Annotated in this window: 18 protein-coding genes and 1 tRNA gene; 14 read left to right on the top strand and 5 right to left on the bottom strand. The window is 67.5% G+C overall.

Annotated features, from left to right (window positions below; translation table 11 throughout):
• Window positions 1-47: 47 nt before the first annotated feature.
• The gene (locus PARHAE_RS13170) at window positions 48-1,277 is read right to left on the bottom strand and encodes a DEAD/DEAH box helicase (protein WP_164555250.1); all 1,230 of its coding nucleotides are present in this window, start codon (window positions 1,275-1,277) and stop codon (window positions 48-50) included.
• Between the two features lie 490 nt (window positions 1,278-1,767).
• Here PARHAE_RS13170 and PARHAE_RS13175 point away from each other — a divergent pair, with 490 nt between their 5' ends.
• Window positions 1,768-2,727: a calcium-binding protein gene (locus PARHAE_RS13175; protein ID WP_126155050.1), complete on the top strand. Its 960-nt coding sequence runs from the start codon at window positions 1,768-1,770 to the stop codon at window positions 2,725-2,727.
• On the opposite strand, the gene dtd is transcribed toward PARHAE_RS13175, so the two are convergent.
• The gene (gene dtd, locus PARHAE_RS13180; protein ID WP_126155051.1) at window positions 2,717-3,172 is read right to left on the bottom strand and encodes a D-aminoacyl-tRNA deacylase; all 456 of its coding nucleotides are present in this window, start codon (window positions 3,170-3,172) and stop codon (window positions 2,717-2,719) included. The genes PARHAE_RS13175 and dtd overlap by 11 nt on opposite strands.
• Complete coding sequence (locus PARHAE_RS13185; protein ID WP_126155052.1) at window positions 3,172-3,396, bottom strand: hypothetical protein; 225 nt, start codon at window positions 3,394-3,396, stop codon at window positions 3,172-3,174. Before PARHAE_RS13185 ends, dtd begins: the two co-directional genes overlap by 1 nt.
• A gap of 112 nt (window positions 3,397-3,508) precedes the next feature.
• Between PARHAE_RS13185 and PARHAE_RS13190 the strand changes: the two genes are divergently transcribed.
• From PARHAE_RS13190 to dusA, 5 genes are all read left to right on the top strand, one after another.
• Window positions 3,509-3,760: a DUF2312 domain-containing protein gene (locus tag PARHAE_RS13190; protein WP_103172693.1), complete on the top strand. Its 252-nt coding sequence runs from the start codon at window positions 3,509-3,511 to the stop codon at window positions 3,758-3,760.
• Between the two features lie 149 nt (window positions 3,761-3,909).
• Window positions 3,910-5,772, top strand: coding sequence for a DEAD/DEAH box helicase (locus PARHAE_RS13195; protein ID WP_126155053.1), 1,863 nt, complete (start codon window positions 3,910-3,912; stop codon window positions 5,770-5,772).
• Window positions 5,773-5,913: 141 nt separating this feature from the next.
• Window positions 5,914-6,240: an HU family DNA-binding protein gene (locus PARHAE_RS13200; RefSeq protein WP_126155054.1), complete on the top strand. Its 327-nt coding sequence runs from the start codon at window positions 5,914-5,916 to the stop codon at window positions 6,238-6,240.
• Window positions 6,241-6,297: 57 nt separating this feature from the next.
• Window positions 6,298-6,372, top strand: a tRNA-Val gene (locus PARHAE_RS13205).
• Between the two features lie 30 nt (window positions 6,373-6,402).
• Window positions 6,403-7,386 carry a tRNA dihydrouridine(20/20a) synthase DusA gene (gene dusA, locus PARHAE_RS13210; RefSeq protein WP_126155055.1) on the top strand — a complete coding sequence of 328 codons (984 nt, stop codon included), beginning with the start codon at window positions 6,403-6,405 and terminating at the stop codon, window positions 7,384-7,386.
• A 59-nt stretch (window positions 7,387-7,445) separates the two neighbouring features.
• Here dusA and mazG read toward each other — a convergent pair whose 3' ends face one another.
• Complete coding sequence (gene mazG, locus PARHAE_RS13215; RefSeq protein WP_126155056.1) at window positions 7,446-8,264, bottom strand: nucleoside triphosphate pyrophosphohydrolase; 819 nt, start codon at window positions 8,262-8,264, stop codon at window positions 7,446-7,448.
• 61 nt (window positions 8,265-8,325) lie between these two features.
• Between mazG and PARHAE_RS13220 the strand changes: the two genes are divergently transcribed.
• The gene (locus tag PARHAE_RS13220; protein WP_126155057.1) at window positions 8,326-9,492 is read left to right on the top strand and encodes a M20 aminoacylase family protein; all 1,167 of its coding nucleotides are present in this window, start codon (window positions 8,326-8,328) and stop codon (window positions 9,490-9,492) included.
• Here the strand turns inward: PARHAE_RS13220 and PARHAE_RS13225 are convergent.
• A complete protein-coding gene (locus tag PARHAE_RS13225; RefSeq protein WP_126155058.1) occupies window positions 9,489-9,941 on the bottom strand; it encodes an Lrp/AsnC family transcriptional regulator in 453 nt (150 codons plus the stop codon). The two genes, PARHAE_RS13220 and PARHAE_RS13225, sit on opposite strands and share 4 nt — an antisense overlap.
• A 90-nt stretch (window positions 9,942-10,031) precedes the next feature.
• On the opposite strand from PARHAE_RS13225, the gene PARHAE_RS13230 reads away from it, so the two are divergent.
• The 7 genes from PARHAE_RS13230 to ccmB all read left to right on the top strand — a co-directional run bounded on the left by PARHAE_RS13230 (window position 10,032) and on the right by ccmB (window position 15,428).
• Window positions 10,032-10,616 (top strand): LysE family translocator, encoded by a 585-nt coding sequence (locus tag PARHAE_RS13230; protein ID WP_126155059.1) that lies wholly within the window; start codon window positions 10,032-10,034, stop codon window positions 10,614-10,616.
• 155 nt (window positions 10,617-10,771) lie between these two features.
• Window positions 10,772-11,107, top strand: coding sequence for a preprotein translocase subunit YajC (gene yajC / locus PARHAE_RS13235; protein ID WP_126155060.1), 336 nt, complete (start codon window positions 10,772-10,774; stop codon window positions 11,105-11,107).
• A 36-nt stretch (window positions 11,108-11,143) separates the two neighbouring features.
• On the top strand, window positions 11,144-12,808 hold the full coding sequence (gene secD, locus PARHAE_RS13240; RefSeq protein ID WP_126155061.1) for a protein translocase subunit SecD: 1,665 nt from the start codon (window positions 11,144-11,146) through the stop codon (window positions 12,806-12,808).
• Window positions 12,809-12,818: 10 nt separating this feature from the next.
• Window positions 12,819-13,799: a protein translocase subunit SecF gene (secF, locus tag PARHAE_RS13245; RefSeq protein ID WP_126155062.1), complete on the top strand. Its 981-nt coding sequence runs from the start codon at window positions 12,819-12,821 to the stop codon at window positions 13,797-13,799.
• Window positions 13,799-14,152 (top strand): Mth938-like domain-containing protein, encoded by a 354-nt coding sequence (locus tag PARHAE_RS13250; protein WP_126155063.1) that lies wholly within the window; start codon window positions 13,799-13,801, stop codon window positions 14,150-14,152. The genes secF and PARHAE_RS13250 overlap by 1 nt, the downstream gene beginning before the upstream one ends.
• Window positions 14,149-14,775, top strand: coding sequence for a heme ABC exporter ATP-binding protein CcmA (gene ccmA, locus PARHAE_RS13255; RefSeq protein WP_126155064.1), 627 nt, complete (start codon window positions 14,149-14,151; stop codon window positions 14,773-14,775). The genes PARHAE_RS13250 and ccmA overlap by 4 nt, the downstream gene beginning before the upstream one ends.
• Window positions 14,772-15,428, top strand: coding sequence for a heme exporter protein CcmB (gene ccmB, locus PARHAE_RS13260; protein ID WP_126155065.1), 657 nt, complete (start codon window positions 14,772-14,774; stop codon window positions 15,426-15,428). Before ccmA ends, ccmB begins: the two co-directional genes overlap by 4 nt.
• Window positions 15,429-15,440: the final 12 nt, after the last annotated feature.

Here is a 15,440-nt window from a genome sequence, read left to right on the forward strand (position 1 = left end):
GCTTCTTCTTTGTCCAAATACCCAGGGGGCAAGGCCGCCCCTTTGCGTTACGCCTGCCGGCTTTTCGGCTGCCGCGACGGACGCCGCGCCGGACGCTTGTTCGCGCCCGCCCCCATCGGCTTGCCGCGCCCGCCGCCCTGGGGACGGGCCGAGGGGATCGGCCCGACCGGCGCCTCGCCGCCGATCACCGGGATCGGCGCCTTCATGGCCTTTTCGATGGCGCGCAGTTCGCCGACCTCGGCAGGCGCGCAGAAGGCCACGGCGCGGCCGTCGCGGCCCGCGCGCGCGGTCCGTCCGATCCGGTGGACATAGTTTTCCGGCACGTTCGGCAGGTCGTAGTTATAGACATGCGCCACCTCGGGGATGTCCAGCCCCCGCGCCGCCACGTCGGTCGCCACCAGCACCTGCGTCTGCCCCTTGCGGAAGGCGTCCAGGGCGCGCTCACGCTGGCCCTGCGACTTGTTGCCGTGGATCGCGGCGACGGCGAAGCCCCATTTCTCCAGCAGCTTGGCCAGCTTTTCGGACCCGTGCTTGGTGCGGCCAAAGACCATCGCCAGTTCGCCCGGATGCTTGGCCAGGTATTCGGCCAGCAGCGTCGCCTTGTCGCCCTGGGTCGTGAAGTGCACGCCCTGCTCGATCTTCTTGGCGGCCTGACCCGGAGGGTTCACCGCCACCCGGACCGGATCGGTCAGGTAGGTGTCGGCCAGTTCCTCCATCAGCTTCGGCATCGTGGCCGAGAACAGCAGCGTCTGGCGGTCGCGCGGCAGCATCCGCGCGATCTTGCGCAGCGTGTGGATGAAGCCGATGTCCAGCATCTGGTCGGCCTCGTCCAGCACCAGATAGGTGGTGGCCTCAAGGCTGATCGCGCGCCGCTCGATCAGGTCCATCAGGCGTCCCGGCGTGGCGATCAGCACGTCGACGCCGCGCGACAGCCGTTCGGTCTGCACGTTGATCGAGGCGCCGCCCACGACCCGGAACGACCGGATCGGCGTGCCTTCGGCATAGGCGTCGATATTGGCGGCGATCTGGGTGGCCAGTTCGCGCGTCGGGGCCAAGATCAGCGCCCGGCAGGTCCGGGGATCGGGCTTCTTGCCGTATTTGATCAGCCGGGTCAGCATCGGCAGGCCGAAGGCCGCCGTCTTGCCGGTGCCGGTCTGCGCCAGGCCCAGCACGTCGCGCCCCTCGACGACCGAGGGGATCGCCTGGTCCTGGATCGGCGTCGGCTTGGTCAGCCCGATGGCCGCGATATTGGCGTTGATGCGGTGGTCGATGCCCATGTCGGCAAAGGGGCCGGTCGGCAGCGGATCGCGCGCGGGCGCCCGGCGGCCTTCGTTCGTGTCGAAGTTGGGCAGGTTGCGGGGGCGGGGCTTTTGGCCGCGGGCAGGGCGGCGGGTATTGTTGTTGTCCATCAAACTCTCGTTCCCCGCGTCCCCCGTATCGGACGCAAGGCCATGGCCGCGTCCGATGCGCGGCGATCAGCAGGGATGCGGGCGCGATAGGGTGCCCGCAAGCCTCCCCGCGTGAATGGGAAACTGGAATGGGTGCCGGGCTTTGGGGCGAAAATCGCGGCTGCTCACGCGGCAGCAGGCATCGGCATGGCCCAGATGGGGCCTGGGGACGCGCAAGTCAAGCAGGATCGTCTCTCGGGACCGCCCATGGCGCGTTAACGATGATTAACGATTCCTGTCGCGCAGTCCGGGGAACGGTGTCAAACTGGGACAGCCTTGTTGTTTTTGCGCCTGTTACCGCTTTTGCCAGGAAATCGCCATGACGACCGTCACAGCCCACTATAAGGTCGACAGCCTTGCCATCGACCTGAACTTCTATTCCCGCAATTTCTATGAAGACGCGTTCTATGACAACATCGGCTTCCAATATGGCGGGAAGGTCTATCAGGATGCTTACCTGATCAACGGGTGGGACGGTTACGCCGACACGATCATCACCTTTCTGGGCAACGGCATGCGCTTCAACGCTTGGGGCGATGTGGTCGGGGGAACCGTCACCGCCCTGGTGGAGGAGGGATATTACGGTCCCGAAATCTGGTCGGCCCAGAATTTTTCCGTCTCGGCGGCCAGCATCTACAAGGCCGCGCTGACCTATGGGAATGCGGACGACCGGGCTGTGCTTGCGAAGATGATGGCGGGCGACGACACCGTCAATCTCAGCGCGTTCAACGACCGTTTCGAAGGCTGGGCGGGCAATGACCGGATCTGGGGCCACGCCGGCAACGACACCCTGATCGGCGGCGCCGGCCACGACGCGCTCAGCGGCGGGTCCGGCAGCGACCGCCTGCAAGGCGGCGACGGAAACGACAGGCTGTTCGGGGCCGCGGGCAACGACCTGCTGGAAGGCGGCACGGGCGGCGACATGCTGGAAGGCGGGGCGGGCCGCGACAAGATGTATGGCGGGGCTGATGCGGTGCGCGACGTGTTCGTCTTCCGCGCCAGAACCGACACCGCCGTCGGATCGCAGCGCGACAGCATCCTGCAATTCCGGTCGGGCCAGGACGACATCGACCTGTCGCCGATCGACGCCAACCTGTCGCGCGCCGGAAACCAGGCCTTTGCCTTCGCGGGCACTGCGGCGGCCGCCCATTCGCTGTGGTATGTCAAGACGGCGGACGGCATTCTGCTGCGCGGCGACGTGAACGGCAACAGGACCGCCGATTTCGAGATCTGGATCGACGATGCGGCCCGCCTGGGCGCGACCGACTTTATCCTGTAGCGCGGTCCGCCGTATCCAGCCAGATCGTCACCGGCCCGTCATTGACCAGCCGCACGGCCATGCCGGCGCCGAAGCTGCCGGTCTCGACCGCGATCCCTTGCGCCGCAAGGCTGGCGACAAAGCGTTCGTAAAGCCTCCGCCCGTCATCGGGCGCGGCGGCGGACGAAAAGCCGGGGCGGTTGCCGGTGCGCGTGTCGGCGGCCAGCGTGAACTGGCTGACGACCAGGGCGCCGCCGCCCATGTCCAGCAGCGACCGATTCATCTGGCCCGCATCGTCGCGGAAGATGCGCAGCTTGGCCACGCGCAGCGCCAGCTTGTCGGCGGCGTCCTCGGCATCGCCCGCCATCGCGCAGACCAGCACCAGAAGCCCCGGCCCCGTTCGGCCGATGACGGCGCCGTCCACCTGGACCGAGGCCTCGGTGACGCGTTGGACCAGGGCGCGCATCAGCCCAGCACGATCCCGGTGATGACCAGCAGCAGCCCGATCATCGACGCCGCCAGGGCGCCCATGTTGACCGCCAGGACCGGCCGCATCCGGTCGCGCAGCGCGGCGTCGTCCAGCCCCGCCCTGCGCGCCCGCGCCACCGTCAGGATGCACCAGATCAGCGCCGCGACTCCCGCCAGCGTCAGCGCCGCGCCGCCCCAGATCAACCCGTCGAAGACCGTCATCGGATCATCCCCGCCATGTTTCCGCCCCGCGCCCTAGCGGCGATTGCGCCGCGCGGCAAGACCGCCTAACAGGTGCCGCCAAGGAACGGGCAGGACCAAACGGAAGGAAACGATGATGGACGATCAGGCCTACAGCGTGGCAGCCGACGAGCTGCGCCAGTTCATCGAACAGTTCGAGCAACTGGAAGCCGAGAAGAAGGACATCGCCGAACGCCAAAAAGAGGTGATGGCCGAAGCCAAGGCACGCGGCTATGACACCAAGGTGATGAAGAAGATCGTCGCCCTGCGCAAGCGCGACCGCGACGATATTGCCGAAGAAGAGGCGATCCTGGAAATGTACAAGCAGGCGCTTGGCATGGGCTGACGGCCCATTTCCTTTGACTTCTGCCGCCGGTCTGTCTAGAAGCGCCCTTTCGGCCTCGGATTTCCGGCGCGACGGACCACGGGAGATGTCTGTCGCAAGGATCGCGGTGCCCTCACTCGGGTGTTCGGCACCCCCATTCTGGCGATGACATGACAAACGATACGATAGCCGCGCCGCTGGCTGCGGCCTTGGCGGCCAAAGGCTATGCCAGCCTGACCTCGGTTCAGCAGGCGGTTCTTGAAAGCGACGCGGCGGGCCGCGACATGCTGGTTTCGGCGCAAACCGGATCCGGCAAGACGGTGGCCTTCGGCCTGGCCATCGCACCGCAGCTGTTGGACGGCGACGCGCTGCCCGATGCGGGCGTGCCCCTGGGCCTGGCGATCGCGCCGACCCGCGAACTGGCGCTGCAAGTCGCCGCCGAACTGGGCTGGCTCTACGAACAGGCGGGCGCGCGCATCGCCACCTGCGTGGGTGGCATGGATTACCGCACCGAACGCCGCGCCCTTGACCGGGGCGCCCATATCGTCGTCGGCACGCCGGGCCGGTTGCGCGACCATATCGAACGCGGATCGCTGGATCTGACCGGCCTGCGCGTCGCCGTCCTGGACGAGGCGGACGAGATGCTGGACCTGGGCTTCCGCGAGGATCTGGAATTCATTCTGCAATCCGCGCCCGAACAGCGCCGCACGCTGATGTTCTCGGCCACCGTGCCGCCGGCCATCGAACAGATGGCCCGGACCTTCCAGGACGACGCGCTGCGGATCATGGCCCAGGGCGAATCGCGCCAGCATGTCGACATCGAATACCGCGCCTTCAACGTCGCCGCCCGCGACCGCGAACCCGCGATCTTCAACCTTCTGCGCCTGCACGAGGCGCGGACCGCGATCATCTTCTGCAAGACGCGGGCCAACGTGAACCACCTGCTGGCCCGGATGGCCAATCGCGGCTTCAAGGCGGTGGCGCTGTCGGGCGAACTCAGCCAGCAGGAACGCACCCACGCCCTGCAAGCCCTGCGCGACGGCCGGGCGCAGGTCTGTGTCGCGACCGACGTGGCGGCGCGCGGCATCGACCTGCCGGGGCTGGAACTGGTGATCCATGCCGATCTGCCGACCAATTCCGAAACGCTGCTGCATCGCTCGGGCCGCACCGGGCGGGCGGGGGCCAAGGGTGTCTCGGCCCTGATCGTCATGCCGTCCGAGGTGCGCAAGGCGCAGATGCTGCTGAAGCGCGCGCGGGTCGAGGCCGAATGGGGTCCGGCGCCCTCGGCCGACGAGGTTCGGGCGCAGGACGACACGCGGATGCTGGATCATCCCGCGCTGAAGGAGGGCGATGACGACGACGGCGCGATGGCGCGGATGCTGCTGGACCGCTTCGGGCCTGAAAGGCTGGCCCAGGCCTTCATCAGCCTGTGGCGCGAAGGCCGCCCCGCGCCCGAGGAACTGACGGTCCTGCAGGACCGCGCGCCTGCCGCCCCCCGCGAACGTCCGCCCTTCGGCGAGGCGGTCTGGTTCGAGCTTTCCGTCGGCCATACCGGCCGGGCCGAGGCGCGCTGGCTTCTGCCCAAGATTTGCGACGGCGGCGGCATCACCCGCGACGCCATCGGCGCCATCCGCGTGCGCCAGGATGAAAGCTTCGTGCAGATCGCCGTGGCGCAGGCGGGCCGTTTCGGCAAGACGCTGGAACTTGAGCCGGGCCTGACCATGCGCCGCCTGGACGGCGAACCCGACCTGGACCGCGCGCCCCGCCCGGCGGAACCCCGCGCGCCCCGCAAGGCAGAGGGCGACTGGAAACGGCCCGCCCGCGCCAAAGAGAAAGAGACCGAGGCAGACGCCCCCGTCCGGGCCAAGAAACCCCGCTGGACAGCCGAGGACCGCGCCAAGGCCAAGCCCGCCACCAAGGGCGCCACGGCCGGCAGGGCGGGTGCCTTCCAGAATGGTTCGCCGAAGCCCGCGGGCAAGGATCGCGGCAAGTTCGCCGCACCCAAGAAAGGTGCCCGCAAACACAGGGACTGACCCCTGAAAAACGGCCTGCGCATCGGAATTGACGCGCAGGCTTCTTCGGTCAAGAGTTGATCTTGGTTAAGAATAATGTTGACCTTGGGTCAAACAAGTCTCACGCTGAAGCCGTATCTTGTCTTTTTTTGGTGGAATGTGATGATTAAGCGTGTTTCTTCCCCGGACGACGAACCGTCGACCCCGACCCGAAATCCCCAGCCCGCGCATGTCCTTCAGAAAAAGGATTTCGTGGACCGTGTCGTCGCCGCCAGCGGCGCGAAAAAGGCCGATGCCCGCCCCATCATCGAGGCTACGCTGGCCCAGCTTGGCAAGGCCCTGTCGGCGGGCGAGACGCTGGCCGTCCCGCCCCTGGGCCGCGCCCGCGTCAACCTGGAACGCGACCAGCGTGGAGGAGAGATCATCACCCTGCGCCTGCGCCGCCGCCCGTCCAGCATCCGCCAATCCGCCCAGTCATCGGCGGACTGAATTCGAACCGATTCGCCCTTGCGATCACCGTCGGCCCCTGCTAGATGCTGCGCCCACGGGTGATTAGCTCAGCGGTAGAGCGCTTCGTTCACATCGAAGATGTCAGCGGTTCAAATCCGTTATCACCCACCATCCTTCCCTTGTGCGCGTCTTCGGCGGATCATGAAAACTTCTGTCACAGACGCCGCATTGCTGTCCGTCGCGCCGATGATGGACTGGACCGACCGGCATTGCCGGGTCTTTCACCGCCTGATGTCGCGCCGCGCGCTGCTGTATACGGAAATGGTGACGGCCCCGGCGATCATCCATGGCGACCGGCCCCGGCTGCTGGATTTCGACGCCGCCGAACATCCCCTGGCCTTGCAGATCGGCGGTTCGGATTCGGCGGACCTGGCGCAGGCCACGCGGATCGCAGGCGATTGGGGCTATGACGAGATCAACCTGAACGTCGGCTGCCCCAGCGATCGGGTGCAATCGGGCTGCTTCGGCGCGGTGCTGATGAAGACGCCCGATCTGGTCGCGGATTGCGTGGCCCGGATGATCGAGGTCAGCCCGGTCGAGGTCACGGTGAAGTGCCGCATCGGCGTCGATGACCAGATCGCTAAGGATGTGCTGCCCGCTTTCCTGGCCCGAATGCGCGCCGCCGGGATCCGCCGCATCGCCATCCATGCCCGCAAGGCCTGGCTGCAAGGTCTCAGCCCCAGGGAAAACCGGGACATTCCGCCGCTGGACTATCCTTTGGTCCACCGGATGAAGCAGGAATTCCCCGACCTGCACCTGTCGGTCAACGGCGGCGTCGGCAGCCTCGATCAGGTGCGCGATCACCTGCAAGCCATGGACGGCGTGATGGTGGGGCGCGCGGCCTATCACCAGCCCTGGGACATCCTGGGCCGGGCCGATTCCCTTTGGGGCGACGCGCCCCCCTTCGACACGCCGGACCAGGTTGCCCACGCCATGCGCCCCTATATCGCGCGCCATCTGGCTGCGGGCGGGCGGCTGCACCAGATCACGCGGCATATGCTGGGCCTGTTCCACGGGCTGCCCGGCGCGCGCGGCTGGAAGCGCACCCTGTCCGAAGGCGCGTCGAAAGGCGGGATCGAGGTTTATGACGCCGCCCTGCGCCAGGTCACGCAACTGGCGGCCTGACCGCTTCTTCTTTGCCAAATACCCTGGGGGAGTCCCGCAGGGACGGGGGCAAAGCCCCCTTACTCGGTCGCCCGTTCCGCAGCCTTGGCCTGATCCCACAGACGATCCATCTCGGCCAGGTCGCTGTCCTCGGGGCGGCGCCCTTCGGCGGCAAGCGACGCCTCGACGGCGCCGAAACGACGGGTGAACTTCGCATTGGCCCGGCGCAGCGCCTGTTCGGGATCGACGTCAAGATGCCGCGCCAGGTTCGCCATCACGAACAGCAGGTCGCCGAATTCCTCCTCCAGCGCGTCGGCGCCAAGCGTGTCGCGCGCCTCGACCAGTTCGGCGGTTTCCTCGACGATCTTCTCCAGCACGTCGGCGGGGCCGGGCCAGTCGAAGCCCACGCGGGCGGCGCGGTTCTGCAACTTGATCGCGCGGGTCAGCGCGGGCAGGCCCAGGGCCACGCCGTCCAGCGTGCCGCGTTCGGCCTTGCCCGCGCGTTCGACGGCCTTGATCGCCTCCCAGTCCCTGACCTGCTGTTCGGCGGACTTGTCGCGGGATTCGTCGCCGAAGACATGCGGGTGGCGGAAGATCAGCTTGTCGGAAATCGCCGCCGCGCAATCGGCGAAATCGAACATCCCCGCCTCTCGGGCCATCTGGGCGTGGAACACCACCTGCAACAGCAGGTCGCCCAGTTCGCCCGGCAGTTCCCCCCAGGCCTGCCGGTCGATGGCATCGGCGACCTCGTGCGCTTCCTCGATCGTATAGGGCGCGATCGAGGCGAAATCCTGCTCGATGTCCCAGGGGCAGCCGGTCCGGGGGTGGCGCAACTGCGCCATGATGTCGATGAGGCGGGCGATCTCGGCCCCGGCGTCGCGGCGGGTCGGTTCGGTCATTGCGATTTCCCTTCGCTTCTGTCCTGATGGGCCATTGCCACAGCGCAGGGGTCAAGTCCACATGCCCGTCCTGAACCGCATCGCCGAATTCGCCGGCGACATGACCGCCTGGCGGCGCCACCTGCACCAGCACCCCGAACTGGGCTTCGACTGCTACGGCACCGCCGCCTTCGTGGCCGAACGCCTGCGCGACTTCGGCGTGGACGAGATCCACGACGGCATCGGCGAGTCGGGAATCGTCGGCATCATCGAGGGGCAGGGGCCGGGACCGACCATCGGCCTGCGCGCCGACATGGACGCCCTGCCGATGGACGAGGCGACGGGGCTGGACCATGCCTCGACCGTGCCGGGGCGGATGCACGCCTGCGGCCATGACGGGCACACGACCATGCTGCTGGGCGCCGCGCGCTATCTGGCCGAGACGCGGAATTTCGCGGGCCGCGTGGCGCTGATCTTCCAGCCGGCCGAGGAAAACGGCGGCGGCGGGCAGGCGATGGTGCAGGACGGTATGATGGACCGCTTCGGGATCGAACGGGTCTTTGCCATGCACAACAGCCCCGGCCTGCCGGTGGGGGTGATGAACACCACGCCCGGTCCGATCATGGCCGCCGTCGACACGTTCGAGATCCATGTCCAGGGCCGGGGCGGCCACGGCGCCATGCCGCATCTGACCGCCGATCCCGTCGTCGCGGCGGTGGCGGTGGTGAACGCGATCCAGACGATTTCCAGCCGCAACCATTATGCCTTGGACGACCTGGCGATCTCGGTCACGCAGATCCATACCGGCAGCGCCGACAATATCGTGCCCGACACCGCCTATGTCTGCGGCACGGTGCGGACCTTCGCCCCCCATGTGCGCGAGATGGTGCGCCGCCGCATGACGCAGATTTGCGAAGGCCAGGCGGCGGCCTATGACGTGACGATCCGGCTGGATTACGTCGAGGGCTATCCCGCCACCGTCAACGACCCCGCGCAGACCGATTTCGCCGTCCAGGTCGCGCGGGAAATCGTCGGTGCCGACAATATCTCGGGCGAGGCCGGGCGCGAGATGGGGGCCGAGGATTTCAGCTATATGCTGCAATCGCGGCCGGGCTGCTATCTGTTCATCGGCCAGGGCGACACGGCCAGCGTCCACCACCCGGCCTATGACTTCAACGACGCGATCTCGCCCATCGGAGCCAGCTTCTTCGCCCGGCTGGTCGAACGCGCGCAGCCGGTGGCGCGCTAGGCGCGTTCGTCCTTGGGGCTGTCCATCACCACATGGGTGGTGATGGTGGCGATCCAGGGAAAGGCGCCCAGCACATCGGCATGGAACTGCTTGTAGGCGGCCAGGTCGGCCACCTCGACCCGCAGCAGGTATTCCATCGTGCCGGTGATGTTGTGGCATTCGCGCACGGCGGGCGCGGCAAGGCATGTCCGCTCGAACGCCTTCTGCGCGTCGTTGGCATGGCGCGCCAGGCCAACGGCGACATAGGCGACAAAGCCGATATTGCGCGCCCTGGGGCTGATCACCGCACGATAGCCCGCGATGATCCCGCGCCGTTCCAGATCCTGCACCCGCCGCAGGCAGGCCGAGGGCGACAGGCCCACCCGCGCGGCCAGTTCCGTATTCGGCAGCCGCCCTTCACGCGACAGTTCGCGCAAGATGCGGTCGTTGATCTGGTCATCTGTGCTCATGAATTGCACTATTTTGAACAATGGAACTATCTTTGCAACAATTATCCGCCATTGTCGCGCTATCGTTGCGCCTGACGCGGAGAAGATGCGATGACTGCCGAGATTTTGCTGGCCCTGCTGGGCTTTTCCTTCGTCACCTCAGCCACGCCGGGGCCGAACAACATGATGCTGATGGCCTCGGGCGCGAATTTCGGCCTGCGCCGGACGGTGCCGCATCTGCTGGGCGTGTCGCTGGGATTCGGCGCCATGGTGGGGATCCTGGGGCTGGGATTGGACCGGATCGTCACGGGCAACCCTGCCGTGGCCGGGGCGCTGAAATGGGCAAGCCTGGCCTATGTCCTGTGGCTGGCCTGGAAGATCGCCACCGCCGCGCCGCCGTCGCCCGCCGATGCGCAGGGCCGTCCGCTGGGCTTTCTGGGCGCGGCCGCCTTCCAATGGGTCAACCCGAAGGCCTGGGCGATGGCGCTTGGCGCGCTGTCGGCCTATGCGGCGGGGGTGGGCGGCCCGTTGGTCGTGGCAGCGGTCTTCGCCATGGTGAACCTGCCCGTGGTCGCGGCATGGGCCGCCGCCGGGCAGGGATTGCGGGGTCTGCTGGACCGTCCGGGCCGGTTGCGGGCCTTCAACGCGACGATGGCCGCGTTGCTGGTGCTGTCGATGCTGCCGGTGGTGCTGTAGGACAGCGGAGGCCGCGGCCTCGGGCGGCGCTCACGATCCTGTTTGCCCGCGCGGTCCCGCGCGCGGCCGGGCTTCCTTGCCAAGCAGGGATGGCGGCGATAGGTTGCGCGCCAATTCGGGCGGGGTCCACCGCCATGACAGCCGAGAGGATAGCCATGTTCGTCACCCCCGCTTATGCCCAGGCCGCCGCAGGCGGCGCCGCCCCCGGCGCCGCCCTGATGCAGTTCATCCCGCTGATCCTGATCTTCGCGATCATGTATTTCCTGATGATCCGCCCGCAGCAGAAGCGGGTCAAACAGCATCGCGACATGGTCGCGGCGCTGAAGAAGGGCGATCACATCATCACTCAGGGCGGCATCATCGGCAAGGTCGTCTCGGCCCGCGACGACGAACTGGAGGTCGAGATCGCAACCGGCGTCAAGGTCCGCGTCGTGCGCGCCACCGTGTCCCAGGTGGTCAGCCGGACCGAGCCTGTCGCCGCCAACGGCTGATCCTTTTCACAATCACTTTCAAGGGCTTCGGCGAAGATGCTTCAGATCGACCGTTGGAAACGCATTCTCATCATCGGGCTGTGCGTCCTCGGCATCGGCTTTGCCGTGCCCAACATGTTCTACCAGAGGGTCGAATCCCATAACGACGCCGTGGCCGAGATCGCCAAGACCGGCGTCGAGACGCCCGAGCTTGCCGCCGCCCGCGACGGCTGGCCGGGCTGGCTGCCCAGTTCGCTGGTGGCGCTTGGGCTTGACCTGCGCGGCGGCGCGCATCTGTTGGGCGAGGTCCGTGTGGCCGAGGTCTACAAGGCGCGCATGGACGCGCTGTGGCCCGAACTGCGCCGGGCGCTTGCCGACGAACGCGCCACTCTGGGCGCCATCCGTCGCCTGCCGTCGCCCGAAGGCACGCTGAAGATCGAGGTCGAGAACGCCGACCGCATCGCCCGCGCCATCGAGATCGTGCGCGGCTTTTCGACCCCTGTCACCACCCTGACCGGCGCGGGCCAGCAAAGCCTGGCGATCCAGCAGCAGGGCAACACCATCACCATCCAGCTGTCGGACGCCGAAAAGGCCGTGACCGACGACCGCACCGTCCAGCAGAGCGTCGAGATCATCCGCCGCCGCGTCGATGAGGTCGGCACCCGCGAACCGACCATCGTGCGCCAGGGCGCCGACCGCATCCTGATCCAGGTGCCCGGCATCGGCTCGGCCGAGGAACTGAAATCGCTGATCGGCACCACCGCGAAGCTGACCTTCAATTCCGTCGTGGCCACCGGCACCGACCCGCAGGCGCGTCCCGGCGTTGGCCAGGTGATCCTGCCCTCCGCCGAACAGGAGGGCCTGTATTACACGCTGGAGGAAAGCCCCGTCGTCACCGGCGAGGAACTGACCGACGCCGTTCCCTCGACCGACCAGAACGGGATGCCTGCGGTCGATTTCCGCTTCAACCCGACCGGCGCGCGCAAGTTCGGCGCCTATACAAGCGCCAATATCGGCCAGCCCTTCGCCATCGTGCTGGACAACAAGGTGATTTCGGCCCCGGTCATCCGGCAGGCGATCACCGCCGGATCCGGCCAGATTTCCGGGTCTATGGATTTCGACGGCGCGAACCAGCTGGCCGTGCTGTTGCGCGCGGGCGCGCTGCCCGCGCAACTGGATTTCCTGGAAGAACGCACCATCGGCCCGGAACTGGGCCAGGACAGCATCGACGCGGGGCGCCTGTCCTCAATCATCGCGACCGCGGCGGTCGTCGCCTACATGATTGCCAGCTATGGGCTGTTCGGGGCCTTCGCCTCGATTTCGGTCGTCGCCAACGTGATCCTGATCCTGTCGATCATGTCGATCATGGGGGCCACGCTGACCCTGCCGGGCATCGCCGGGATCGTGCTGACCGTCGGCACGGCGGTGGACGCCAACGTCATCATCTATGAACGCATCCGCGAGGAGTTGCGCGCGGGCAAGCGTGTCGCCAAGGCCATCAGCGACGGCTTCGACGAGGCGATGAGCGCGATCATCGACGCCAACGTCACCTCGTTCATCGCGGCGGCGGTGATGTTCTTCCTGGGTTCCGGCCCGGTCAAGGGCTTCGCCGTGACGCTGACCATCGGGCTTGTCACCTCGGTCTTCACGGCGATCTTCCTGACCCGGTTGATGATCGTGTGGTGGCTGGAATGGCGCAAGCCCAAAGAACTGATCCTGTAAGGGGACCGCAATGGCATTCCGTCTGAAACTCGTCCCCGACAACACCAACTTCAACTTCTTCCGCTGGCAGTGGCTGACCTTCGGGATCTCGGCCGTGGCGATGGTGATCTCCGTCCTGCTGATCGCGGTGATGGGGCTGAACTTCGGCATCGACTTCAAGGGCGGCACCACCATCCGCACCGAAAGCTCGACTGCCTTCGAGGTGGGCGATTACCGCGACGCGCTGAACGACCTGGGTTTCAGCGATCTGGCCATCACCGAGGTCTTCGACCCCAGCTTCGGCGCCGACCGCCACGTCGCGATGATCCGCATCGGCACCACCGATGAGACAGGATCCGTCAGCCCCGAGCAGTTGAACCAGATCGAGGCCGCGCTGCATCAGGTGGATCCGCAGATCGTCTTCGCCTCGGTCGAATCGGTCGGGCCGAAGGTCTCGGGCGAGTTGATCCAGACGGCCTTCTATGCCGTGGGCGCGGCCTGCCTGGGGATCATGGCCTATATCTGGCTGCGCTTCGAATGGCAGTTCGCCATCGGCTGCGTGGTGGCGCTGATCCATGACGTGCTGCTGACCGTCGGGCTGTTTTCGCTGTTCCAGCTGAAATTCGACCTGACCACCATCGCGGCGCTGCTGACGACGCTGGGCTTTTCCTGCAACGACACGGTCGTGGTGTTCGACCGGCTGCGGGAAAACCTGATGAAATACAAGACTCGCCCCCTGATCGACCTGATGAACCTGACCTGCAACGAAACGCTGTCGCGCACCATCATGACCGCCGTGACGACCGCCATCGCGCTGACCGCGATGCTGATCTTCGGCGGCGACGTGATCCGCGACTTCGTGATCGCCATGCTGTTCGGCGTGGTGGTCGGCTGCTATTCCACCATCTACGTCGCCAAGAACATCGTGCTGTGGCTGGGCGTCAAACGCGACTGGTCCAAGAAGGATCCGAAGCTGGCGGCCTCGCCCTTTGAAAACGCGGAACGTCCCTGATGAAGCTGACGCCCAGCGATTTCGGCGGGTCCGTGCCCGTCGACGGCTATGGGCCGGGGTTCTTCCGGGTCGGCGGCAAGGTCGTGCAGGGCGCTGTGCTGGTCACGGCGGCGGGCGCCGAACCTTGGGGCGGGCTGGACGACCGCGCGGCGTTGACCGCGCTTGCCGGTCGGGTGGACGTGCTGTTCATCGGCATGGGGGCGGATGTCGCCCATGCCCCCGCCGATCTGGTCGCCTCCCTGCAAGCGGTGGGGGTGGCGGTCGAGGCGATGGCCTCGCCCACCGCCGCGCGCACCTATAACGTCACCCTGTCCGAGGGGCGGCGCGTCGCCTGCGCCCTGCTGCCCCTGTGACCCTGCTGGCCGTCCAGGATCTGGCCGTCGCGCGCGGCGGGCTGCGGACGGTCGAGGGCGTGTCCTTTGCCCTGGACGCAGGCCAGGCGCTGATCCTGCGCGGCCCGAACGGCATCGGCAAGACCACGCTGCTGCGCGCGGTCGCGGGGCTGCAACCCCCCGTCGCGGGCCGGATCGAGATGGCCGACGACGCCGTGGCCTATGCCGCCCATGCCGACGGGCTGAAAGGCGCGCTGACGGTGACGGAAAACCTGGCCTTCTGGGCGCAGATCTTCGGCGGCGGCGATGTGGCGGGCGCGATCGCGGCGATGGATCTGACGGGTCTGGCTCACCGCCCGGCGGCGGCGCTGTCGGCGGGTCAGAAGCGGCGTCTGGGTCTGGCCCGGCTGATGGTCGCGCGCCGTCCGCTGTGGGTGCTGGACGAACCCACCGTGTCGCTGGACGCGGCGTCCGTGGCGCGCTTCGCCGCGATGGTGCGGGGGCATCTGGCGCAGGGCGGGGCGGCGCTGATCGCCACCCATATCGACCTGGGTCTGGATGCCGGCGTGCTGGACCTGACGCCATACCGCGCCAGGGCGGACAGCACCGCCCGCCCGGCAGGCTTCAACGAGGCTTTCGCATGATCGCCCTGCTGCGCCGCGATTTGCGTCTGGCCATCCGCGCCGGCGGCGGCTTCGGTCTGGGCGTGGCCTTCTTCCTGATCCTCTGCGCGCTTGTGCCCTTCGGCGTCGGACCCGACACCGCCGCGCTGCAACCCATTGCGCCGGGCATCTTGTGGCTGGGCGCGCTGCTGGCCTGCCTGCTGTCGCTGGACCGCATCTTCGCCCTGGATCACGAGGACGGCAGCCTGGACCTGCTGGCGACCTCGCCCCTGCCGCTGGAGGGCGCGGTGGCGATCAAGGCGCTGGCGCACTGGATCACCACCGGCCTGCCGCTGATCGTCGCCGCGCCGCTGTTCGGGATCCTGCTGCACCTGCCCGGCGCGGCGGTCCCGGCGCTGCTGGCATCCCTGCTGCTGGGCACGCCCGCGCTGTCGATGCTGGGGGCCTTCGGCGCCGCCGTCACCGTGGGGCTGCGGCGCGGGGGGCTGCTTTTGTCGCTGTTGGTCCTGCCGCTCTATATCCCTACGCTGATCTTCGGGACCGAGATGATCCGGCGCGGGCAGGAAGGCGGCGATACGGGAACGCCGCTTCTGTTCCTGGCGGGCATCACGGCGGGGGTGCTGGCGGTGATACCTTTCGCCGCAGCCGCCGCGCTGCGGGTCAATCTGCGGTGAACCGGGCTTGAG

It is taken from the genome of Paracoccus haematequi (assembly GCF_900631945.1).
Taxonomy (GTDB): Bacteria; Pseudomonadota; Alphaproteobacteria; order Rhodobacterales; family Rhodobacteraceae; genus Paracoccus; species Paracoccus haematequi_A.